This is a genomic window from Dyadobacter sp. (genome assembly GCF_051859145.1).
Classification (GTDB): domain Bacteria; phylum Bacteroidota; class Bacteroidia; order Cytophagales; family Spirosomataceae; genus Dyadobacter.
In genome coordinates, this window is the sequence record NZ_JBHYGF010000092.1 from 1 (window position 1) to 11,203 (window position 11,203).

The window sequence follows — 11,203 nt, forward strand, 5'->3', positions numbered from 1 at the left end:
GGCGCATTTCTTTTCAAACATCTAGGGCAACTGGTAGGAGAGCTTTCAAAAGGAAAGCCGCTGCTGCCGGCAGAATTCCCTACGATTGCGATCATCTCTCCTTATAAAGAGCAGATCAACATTTTGAAAGAACAGTTACAGCACGCAGGTTTTCCCAACGATTATCTCCCTAAGATTGCGGTAAATACGATTGACAGTTTCCAGGGTCAGGAGCGGGATGTGGTGTATATCAGTATGACGCGGAGCAATGCGGAAGGTGAGATTGGCTTCCTGGCTGATATCCGGCGGATGAATGTAGCGATGACAAGAGCAAGAAAAAAACTGGTGGTAATTGGCGACAGTGCGACGCTTTCCTCGCTGCCTTTCTATACCGACTTTATAGCTTATGCTGAGACACTTGGCGCTTACCAGAGTGCGTGGGAATTTGCAGATATTTGACAAAAACTGAAATTGTTTAATCTTTTTAATGCAACCGGATTATATTTAAGAGCATCTGCCTTTTAAAAGCAGTTTACTCCCCACCGGACGCATTTTATGTTCAAACACTACTTCATCAGCTTATTCCTGATCATTTTCGCAACCAGTCTGGCTATTGCGCAAATCTCCTCACCGGCCTCAGGTATCAAAGGTATTATCAAGAACAAAAACGGCGAGCCGCTTCCATTTGCGGGCATTTTGGTCAAAGGGACTAATGTAAGTACGATCTCCAACGAAGAAGGCAGGTACCAGCTCGATCTGAAACCGGGTTACTATGAAGTGATTTTCCAGTACCTGGGATTCAAAACGGGTATGAAACCGGTAACGATCGAAAGCGGAATGCAGACTTTCGACGTGACCATGGAAGAGCAGGCGCTTAATCTAGGCGAGGTCAGGATCGGTAGCAAAGGCGAGGATCCCGCGTATACCATTATGCGCCGCGCCATCGCCAAAAGCCGGTACCATTTATTGCAGGTGGATAGTTACACAGCCAAAGCCTATTCCAAATCTTCCGTTGTGATCACTGATCTACCGATGGAATTTTTATATAAAAAGGAGTTGAAGGAGATTGAGAGTGAAACAAACTTCAAGAAAGGGGTTCCGATTTTGAATGAAAGCGTTTCTGTCGTGACCTTTAAACAGCCAAACTCTTACAAACAAAAAGTTATCGCTTCCAGGAACAGCCAGGACAAGAACTTTGCCAATCCGAATGCATACCTGCTCGCGAGCTTTTATCAGCCGGAAGTTGTAAAAGCGGTTTCCCCGCTATCACCCCGCGCATTTGCCTATTACAAATTTGAATACCAGGGTTCTTTTCGCGAGAATGGGATTGAGGTGAACAAGATCAAGGTAACCCCACGCTCGTGGGGAGAAGGCGTTTACCGCGGTACGATCCAGATTATTGAAAATGAATGGAGCATTTACAGTCTGGATCTGCAAACTGTGAATACCGGTTTTACAATCGATATCAAACAGGTTTATAGTCCAGTTCAAAACGTGTGGCTGCCTGTAAACCAGCAATTTCATATTCACGGAGGCATTTACGGTTTGAAAGGAAAAGGTGACTTCGTGATTTCACAGTCTTTCAGTAACGTCAAAATCAACCCGACTTTTGCACCGGATATCGTAGTTGTTGATGGTAAAAAAGAGAAAGAAGAAGCAAAGAAAGTAAAGCTGAGCAACCGCGAGATCAAAAGTCAGAAACTGGAAGAGGTAGTGAGCAAGCAAAAGGAATTTTCTGCCAAAAACCTGCGCAAGCTCATGAAGGAATATGAAAAGCAGGATCTGAAAGAGAAGGAGAAAAGAGGCGAGGATATTGATATGAACCTTACGCGCAAAGATTCTACGGAAGTAGATTCAATGGCGGCCCGTCGCTCAATGGCATTCTGGGACTCGATCAGGACGGTGCCGCTTACTACTGCTGAGGTAAAAAGCTACACGCGGCTGGACAGCATTATCGTAGTTCAGGAAAATAAGCCTGTGGAAAAAGGTTCGAAGAGTACGAAGTCCGATTCGACCAGGAACAATAACAACAGCAATAACAATGGAAAAGGTGTATTTGGCTTCATAGGTAATATAATTACAGGTACCAACTGGCAGCTGGGGAAGGAGAGTCCATGGAACCTGCAATATGTAAGTCCGATTTTCGGCGCACAGGTAAATACCGTGGAGGGACTGGCGCTGAATGGGGGCGGCTTTAAGCTTCACTATTATTTTGGTGGTGAAAAAAAGAGCAAAAGCGACTCAATTTCGAAAGGTACTTCGAAGAAAACCACTGCGCGTCCCGGGCAGCAACTGAATTTCAATGCACTTACGCGCTATTCATTTGCGCGGCAAAAACTGATGCTCTTTGGTGGTGTGGACTACAAGCGCCGACGTACTACGATCAACCTTTCCGGGGGACAAACCGTGGCACAGTTTAGTGGAGAAAACCCGATGCACCCGCTGCTGAATACATTCACTACGCTTTTTTTGGAGCAAAATTTTATCAAAATATACGAGAAAAACTTCGTGCGACTTGATTTCAAAACTAATCGCGAAAACGAGCATTTTGAGTTGAAGGCCAACATTGAATTTGCGGACCGCAAGCCGCTGAGTAATCTGGGGAATTTAGGCTCCTACAACTGGATTGACTGGAAACGGCGGGATTTTACTTCCAATATCCCATTCAATGAAGAGAATGTAACCGATTCCAGAACTGAATCCTACGAAATGACGCCGCATCAGGCATTTACCTTCGGTGTTTCTGCTGCGTACAAACCGTGGCAAAAGTATCGGATCAAGGGAGGGAAAACTTCCTTTTACGACGACGATTCCCCGATTTTGTCCGTCAATTACCGGAAAGGTTTTAGCGGGATTTTCAACAGTGATGTGAATTATGATTTTATTCAAATCGGCATTCAGCATGCATTTGATACGGGTATACGGAGTAAGCTGCGCTACAAAGTGGCGGTGGGTTCATTCCTGAATGCTGACTCTTTGCAGTTCCCGGATTATCAGCATTTCGCCGGTAATCGCTTTTTCTTCCAGTTCGGCGACCCTGTAGGCAGTTTCCGGATGCTCGACTATTACCGATATTCCACTGCTAACAAGTTTGCGGAAGTGCATGTTTTAAGTGAACTGCGGAAATTTCTGTTAACGCAAATTTCCTGGTTCCGTGTAATGGGAATCAAGGAAAATTTCATGCTGCATTACCTAGCCACACCCACTTCCGACAACTACGCCGAACTAGGCTACGGTCTGGATGTCGGGATCCGCTTCCCATTCCGTGTTGAGGTTGTAAACAGCTTTGAAGGCTTTAAGTATAAAGACACAGTATTCAGGATCGGGACTACAATGAATATTAATATTGGAAGGAATTAGGAGACTCAGTGCTCGCACTTCGGCTGCGTTTTAGCGAGTCACCGATATCTCATACCTATCCAGTCATCGATACCTCATGCCTATTCTGGTACCGATACCTCATACCTAGCTTGTACCGATATGTCATGCCTAAGGCATTGCGGATACGCTGGTTTCGCTGGTAAGTTACCGATATATCATGCCTACCGGCATTACCGCAAGCTTCAAAAAAGCCGCATCGCGGCGCAACATCGGTAAATCCGAGTTCGCAAAGCAAAAGCCGCATCGCGGCGCAATATCGGTAGATCAGGGTTCGAAGATGAAAAGCCGCATAGCGGCGCAACATCGGTAGACATCGGTAGATCAGGGTTCGCAGATGAAAAGCCGCATCGCGGCGCAACATCGGTAGACATCGGTAGATCAGGGTTCGCAAATGAAAAGCCGCATCGCGGCGCAACATCGGTAACATCACACCAGCGCCTCAAACAATATCTCTGCCGGATGCAGGGCTTTTCTTCCCGTGCCGTCGTGTATCTGGTGGCGGCAGCTGGTGCCCGGGGCGGCGATGATTACTTCTTCGGGTTGCTGGCGCACAGCCGGGAAAAGTACCAGTTCTCCGATCTTCATCGAAATATCATAATGTTCCTTTTCATACCCGAATGAACCCGCCATTCCGCAGCAACCCGATGGGATTAATTGGACGGTATAGTTTTCAGGAAGCGAAAGCATTTTTTTAGTAGGTACCAGACTCGAAATTGCCTTTTGCTGGCAGTGTCCGTGCAATTTGATCAGGCGCTTTTCTTTGGTGAACTTATCCTTAGATATATTTTTCAGCTCAATTTCCCGGGCAATAAATTCGTCAAACTGCAACGCATTCATCGCCAGCTTTTTTGATTCTTCCAGCAGCTCGTCACTTACCAGATCAGGATACTCATCGCGGAAAGTTAATATAGCGGAAGGTTCAATGCCCACAAGTGGGGTATCATGCGAGATAATGTCTTTCAACAGCCGGATGTTCTCTTCAGCGATCTTTTTCGCGTCTTTCAAAAGTCCTTTCGAAAGCTGCGGTCGACCGGAAGGTCCATGATCAGGAATGATGACTTCGTACCCCAGTTTTTCTAAAACCAAAATAGACTTTTTACCAATCTCCACATCATTATAATTGGTAAACTCGTCACAAAACAGGTAAACCCTTTTGCCTGACGTGGCTGTCTTTTTACGTTTGTCAAACCACTTTTTCAATGTGGTAGCATGCAAAAGCGGCATCGTACGGTCGGGGTGAAATCCTACGACCTGGTTTGCTATTTTGCGCAGCGGCGCATTCTTGAAGATCAGGTTGTAAGCCCAGGGTACGTAGCTCGCTAAACCCGTCATTTTGGAAAAGTTACCCACCAGCCACGACCGCAACGGAACACCATGTACGTCGTGGTATTGTTGCAAAAATTCCATTTTCAATTTGGCCGCATCCACATTCGAGGGGCATTCACCTTTGCAGCCTTTGCAGGCCAGGCATAGGTCATAAACTTCTTTAATCTCGTGATTGTCAAAGCGGTTTTCTTTTGGAGAACGCGTCAGCATTTCACGCAAAATGTTCGCCCTCGCGCGCGTGGTATCCTTTTCATTGCGCGTCGCCATGAAGCTGGGACACATGGTACCTCCACTCAACTCCGTTTTGCGGCAGTCGCCCGATCCGTTACATTGCTCGGCGTGCTGTAACACATCCTGATCGTGAAAACGGAAGTAAGTTTTAAACTCCGGTGTTTTTTGATCTGCCTCGTAGCGCAGAAAAGTGTCCATTGGAGCAGTATCTACGATTTTACCAGGATTGAAGATATTGTTCGGATCCCAGGTCTTCTTTATATCCTTGAAAAGCTGGTAATTATGCTGACCAACCATTTTGGGAATAAACTCTCCCCGCAACCGCCCGTCTCCGTGCTCGCCGGAAAGAGAGCCGTCATATTTCTTAACCAGATCCGCAATTTCCTCTGCAATCATCCTGAACTGCCGGTGGCCTTCACTGGTTTTCAGGTTAATAATAGGCCGCAAATGCAGTTCCCCTGACCCTGCGTGTGCGTAGTGAACCGCCGACATACCGTGTTTTTTCAAAATCGCATTGAAGTCACGGATATATTCAGGCTGATCGTACACATCAATTGCTGTATCCTCAATCACCGCCACTGCCTTCTCGTCACCCGGAATATTGGCTAGCAAGCCAAGCCCCGCTTTTCTTAGCGTCCAGATTTTCTTGGTATCATCCCCGAAAAGAAGGGGATAATGGAAGCCGATATTGGCCTCCGTCAGTTCTTTCTCAAGGTCAGCAGCGAGTGCCTCCACTTCTTCTTTCGTCTCCCTCGAAAGGTCCACAACCAGGATGGCGGGATAGTTGCCGTCGGGTTTGTTCTTTACAAAAAATGCATTCTTTTTCTGTTCCGGATTGGTAGCAGCGCATTCCAGTACATATTCATCGATCAGCTCAACAGCCTGGGGACCATACTTCAATGTGAGGATGGTAGCCCGCAGTGCCTCGTCGATGGTAAAGCAATGCACGCACACAAGCCCCTGCGTTTTGGGAGGCAGGGGTACCAGGTTCAATTTAATTTCTGTCAAAAAACATAATGTGCCTTCCGAGCCCGCGATCAGGCTGCACATGTTGAATTCCTTTGCTGGGTCCTCCGTGCCTGGGGTATATGGCGCCGTATTCAGCAGCATATCCAATGCATATCCCGTATTACGCCGCTCCACGGAGGGTTTCGGGAAGTTCTTTCTTATTTCCGCCTGGTTCTCAGGAGAAGACAGGATTTCATTGGTCTTCAGATATATCTTATCAAGCAACGACGCGCTGCCATTTTTATGCCTTGCGGCTTGCAGCAGGTTGTCATATTCTCCCTTTTTTATATTCGAAAAAACGGCGTCGCTTCCGTCTGCAAGGATTGCTTTTACTTCCAGCGTATGTTCCCTTGTGCTTCCATAAACGATAGAATTAGAGCCGCAGGAGTTATTTCCCACCATTCCGCCAATCATGGCACGGTTGGCAGTTGATGTTTCCGGCCCGAAATAAAGACCATAAGGTTTCAAAGCCATATTCAGCTCGTCCCTGACTACACCGGGTTCCACACGCACCCATCTTTCCTCGGGATTAATTTCAATTATTTTATTAAAATTCCGTGAAACGTCAACCACCAGTCCACTTCCTACAACCTGTCCGGCCAGCGATGTTCCGGCTGTTCTCGGGATCAACGAAATTCCATTTACCGCAGCAAATGAAATCAGGGCTTTAATATCGGCTATTGACTTTGGTATGGCGACTGCCAAAGGCATTTCCCGGTAAGCAGAAGCATCCGTGGCGTACAACGTACGCATTGTATTATCGTAATACAGATCGCCTTCAAGCTGCTGGGACAAGGAACTTAACTGATTGCCGGATACGGTAGGCTGAGGTGTCATAAAAGCATTAAAAACTAAACTGGGAGAGCAAAGTTACACACAAGCAGCAAGGATTTCCAGCAAATCTTGTAGTAATACGAGCTTAGGTCACCTCACGCGAGCCACTTATTTCTGCGTATATACCTTTTGGAAATTAATAAGAATTTAATGCATTCTATTTCGTTTGCTTTATTGCATTATCCGTATGATTTCTATTATTTTGTGATAGTGATAATGCTTAATTTCAAATAATTCCCCTGTAAGTTCAGAATGGCAGATTGTTACCTGTTTTTCTGCCACATTTTAATATGCAGGAAATTAGCTGGCGTTCGGCAGGAAGCACTTTAAAATACCAAATCAATATTCATAACCTATGATGAATTTATCCTATCAAGAACCTTATTACAGTGATGTTTCAGGGAAAGGTAATCGGAGAGAAAAAACGAATGCAGGTATTCTTAGGATTGCTGCGTTATTTGTTCTCCTTTTTGCCCTGGTTAACACATCTTTCGCCCAGGATGTTGAGATCACCGGAAAGGTGACCGACACAAAAGGAAGCGGCTTGCCGGGCGTTTCAATTACAGTTAAAGGAAGCACGAAAGGTGCCAATTCCGATATGGACGGTAATTACTCCATTGCAGCGCCTGCTAATTCAACACTTGTTTTCAGCTTCATCGGGTTTACCAGCAAGGAAGTTACAGTTGGCAACCAGTCCAGAATTGACGTTTCGCTTACTGACGACGTGAAGGCGCTGGAAGAAGTGGTGGTTGTGGGTTATGGTACTGCCAAAAGAAAAGACGTAACCGGAACAGTAACTTCGGTTAGCTCCAAAGATTTCAATGCAGGTATCAACCCGAATCCACTACAGGCGATTCAGGGACGTGTAGCAGGTTTGACGATCACCCAGCCAAATGGTGACCCTAACACTAGCCCGACTGTAAGACTTCGCGGATATACCTCGCTGGCGGGCGGTAGCGACCCTTTATATGTTGTAGACGGAATTATCGGCGTACCTATCAGTACCATTTCTCCGACAGATATCGAGTCAATGGATGTTTTGAAAGATGCATCCGCTTCTGCGATCTACGGTTCACGTGCGGCGAACGGCGTTATCATCATTACTACAAAACGCGGTAAGTCTGGCCGGGCGACGGTTACATTCAATAACTACGTAGGTATTGATGTAATCTCAAACAATCTGAAATTGCTTGATGGACCGGGTTATATTTCTGAGGTACAACGCATTAAAGGTGACTCTTCACTTTTGGATAACCAGCGTTTTCCAAAAGACGCGAACGGAAAATATTATAATACTGACTGGTGGGATGAAATTTCAAGAAGCGGATTCACAAACAGCCACGATCTGGCGGTTGCAGGTGGTTCCCCTACATTTTCTTACAGAGGTTCTGTTAACTATACAAAACGTCAGGGTATCATCAAAAATACCGGTTTCGATCGTATGACAGGCCGGATCAACCTTGATCAGAAAGCACTGGACAACAGACTGAACATTCAGTACAGCTTGTCATATACCAACACCAATTCTGACCTGACCGACGGCGGTATCCTGGCAAACGCTACGTTATTCCTTCCTACACTTCCGGTTCGCAATGCAAACGGTTCCAATTACGAGATCCCTGGTGCATTTGACTTGAACAACCCGGTAGCTATGTTGGAAAACGAGACCTTCCAGCGTCAAAAAAATGTATTGGTTGGAGCTGTTAATTTGAAATACGAAATATTCAGCGGATTGACACTTGGTGTAAACGGAGCCCTTAAAAACGACCAGGAGGTTACGAGCCGCGCACGCGACAGGTCTGTGAAAGCTTTCCAGATTACAAATGGTGAGGCTTCCAGAAACCTGGGACAGACGAACGACAAACTGCTTGAGATAACAGCGAACTATCTGAGAGGATTCGGTGAGAAAGGAAGCAACTTCTCTATCCTGGGTGGTTACTCTTATCAGGATATCATCAATGACGGTTTCGGTGCTAACAACACACAATTCGTCGCAACAGGTCTTGGTTATAACAACCTTGGACTAGGATCGGGATCCTTGATTCTTCCTAAAACCGGTTATGTAAGCTCTTACAGAAACAGGACTTCGCTTGCATCCTTCTTTGGTCGCGGTACATTGAACTTCAATGAGAAGTACAACCTGACTGCAACACTTCGCTACGATGGAAGCTCTAAATTCGGAGCTAACAACAAATGGGGTCTTTTCCCATCTGTAGCGGGAGGCTGGACAATTTCTGACGAATCTTTCTTCCCTAAATCAGAAGCATTCAACTACTTGAAACTACGCGCGAGCTGGGGTAAAACGGGTAACTCGGAAGGACTTGTACCTTACCAGTCCCTTCAATTATACGGTCCGACTACTTCTTACTATGATGGAAGTATCAACAACTTCCTTCCGGGATACGCGATTACGCAGAATACCAACCCTAACCTGAAATGGGAGGTAGTATCTCAGACTAACATTGGTCTGGACTTCCAACTGGCAAACGGTCGTTTCTCCGGATCTATCGACGCATTTGACAAGAAGACCAACGATATGCTTTACAAATACTCGGTACCAGCTGACGGTGTGAAATACTTCACAAACTTTATCTGGGCGAACGTTGGATCGATGAGCAACAAGGGTATTGAACTTTCATTCGGAGGTAATGTGATCGAGAAAGACAACTTTACATGGAACAGCCGATTGACAGGTTCTTATATCAAAAACTCGATCATCAACCTGAAAAGCAATGACTTCGATTCTGGTATCATCCGTTTCAATGCGTTCGGTGGTCGCGGTCTTTCCAATGTATATGCATCGATCCTGACACCAGGACTTCCATTGGGTGCATTTAACAACGTAGGTCATTTTGTTGGATTCGATGATAAAGGCCAGATGTTGTTGCAAGGAAAAGATGGAGGTGCATCCGTGACCAACCCAGCTGATGCGCAGGTTGGCTTCAAAAACAACCCGCAGCCTTACCTGACAGGAGCGTGGATCAACAGCATAACTTATAATAAATTTGATCTGAGCTTCCAGTTGAGAGGTGTATTTGGAAACAGCATCTTGAACAACCTTCGCTCTAACCTTTCTATTCCTGGCTCAATCCTGGAAACTAACATGCTGGAAAGCGTGAGAGAAGTTCCTGCTAATTTTAGCACCAACGCATTGTCTGACTACTGGTTGGAAAAAGGCAGCTACGTTCGTCTTGATAACTGGCAACTGGGATACAATCTGGCGCTGGAAAACAAGTACATTAGCAATGCACGTATTTATTTAGGTGGAAACAACTTGTTTATCATTACCAAATACCGCGGTGTGGATCCTGAGCTTGAAGTAAAAGGTGATTTTAACAATGATAACTCTGCGCCAAACAGCCTTGGTTTGGATGCAACGGGTATTTATCCAAAAACACGTACATTCCAGCTTGGCGTAAACCTGACATTCTGATCTGACTGAGAGTGACTACACACGTTGCATTCAGCCAAATCGCCAAAACCTTAAATGACTATTAAAATGAAACTGAAAGTAAAACATATACTACTTGGCTCAGCATTGCTGCTAACCGGCCAGGCATGTACAGACCTCACTGAAACACCCTACGATGTAATCCCGACGGACCAGTTCGGTTCTACCCCGCAGCAGCAGGCAGCCCTGCTAGGGCCGCTTTACGCCTCGCTGGGAGATTATTTCGGTCGCTTTGCCGAATTGAATACAGTTACTGACGAACAGGTAATTCCAACCCGCGGTGGTGACTGGAAAGACGGAGATGCATGGAAACGTTTGAAACAACATACCTGGACTCCTGCCGGAGACGATGATAAATTTAATGGTCTTTGGACATGGTGCTACAACAGTATCACATCCATTAACCAACAGCTGAACAATCCGGAAATCACTGATCTGGCGACTAAGTCGGAGCTTCGTGCATTGCGTGCGTTTTACCACTACGTGCTGCTAGATAATTTCCGTAACATCATTATCGCAGACAAGCTGGGCGGTGATAGCCCTACCCAGAAGACAGGTGCTGAGGTTTTTGCGTGGATTGAAAAGGAATTGAAAGAAGCTTATCCTAACCTGAGCGAAACTGCGGGCGGTGCTTTTTACGGCCGTTTCAACAAATACGTGGCCGATATGACATTGGCTAAATTGTATCTGAACGCGGAAGTTTACACAGGTACTCCGAAATGGGCAGAAGCAAAAGCGGAATGCGACATTGTTATTAATTCCGGTAAATACGCGTTGTCAGCTGACTTTTTCAGCAACTTCTCTACGCAGAACCAGTCTTCCAAAGAGAATATCCTGGCTGTACCTTACGATGCTTCGAAACGGGGCGGGTTTAACATGAACATGCGTACACTCCACTATCTGAGCCAGTTGACTTACAACACACCTCAGGCTCCATGGAATGGATACTGTACCGCGACTGAGTTTTATAACTCTTTCAAGGAAGGTGATAAC

The 11,203-nt window shown here is 45.9% G+C and carries 5 protein-coding genes; 4 read left to right on the plus strand and 1 reads right to left on the minus strand.

Annotated features, from left to right (window positions below; translation table 11 throughout):
• A partial coding sequence (locus ACTIE6_RS06980) for an AAA domain-containing protein (RefSeq protein ID WP_439555950.1) occupies positions 1-438 on the plus strand: 438 nt, incomplete at its 5' end.
• A 96-nt stretch (positions 439-534) separates the two neighbouring features.
• Complete coding sequence (locus ACTIE6_RS06985; protein ID WP_439555951.1) at positions 535-3,339, plus strand: DUF5686 and carboxypeptidase regulatory-like domain-containing protein; 2,805 nt, start codon at positions 535-537, stop codon at positions 3,337-3,339.
• 447 nt (positions 3,340-3,786) lie between these two features.
• On the opposite strand, the gene ACTIE6_RS06990 is transcribed toward ACTIE6_RS06985, so the two are convergent.
• On the minus strand, positions 3,787-6,762 hold the full coding sequence (locus tag ACTIE6_RS06990) for an FAD-binding and (Fe-S)-binding domain-containing protein (RefSeq protein WP_439555952.1): 2,976 nt from the start codon (positions 6,760-6,762) through the stop codon (positions 3,787-3,789).
• 352 nt (positions 6,763-7,114) lie between these two features.
• Here ACTIE6_RS06990 and ACTIE6_RS06995 point away from each other — a divergent pair, with 352 nt between their 5' ends.
• The gene (locus ACTIE6_RS06995) at positions 7,115-10,192 is read left to right on the plus strand and encodes a SusC/RagA family TonB-linked outer membrane protein (protein ID WP_439555953.1); all 3,078 of its coding nucleotides are present in this window, start codon (positions 7,115-7,117) and stop codon (positions 10,190-10,192) included.
• 66 nt (positions 10,193-10,258) lie between these two features.
• A partial coding sequence (locus tag ACTIE6_RS07000; RefSeq protein WP_439555954.1) for a RagB/SusD family nutrient uptake outer membrane protein occupies positions 10,259-11,203 on the plus strand: 945 nt, incomplete at its 3' end.

Coding starts and splice junctions, on each gene's coding strand:
- ACTIE6_RS06985 (WP_439555951.1), top strand. CDS start 535: ATGTTCAAACACTACTTCATCAGCTTATTCCTGATCATTTTCGCAACC.
- ACTIE6_RS06990 (WP_439555952.1), bottom strand. CDS start 6,762: ATGACACCTCAGCCTACCGTATCCGGCAATCAGTTAAGTTCCTTGTCC.
- ACTIE6_RS06995 (WP_439555953.1), top strand. CDS start 7,115: ATGATGAATTTATCCTATCAAGAACCTTATTACAGTGATGTTTCAGGG.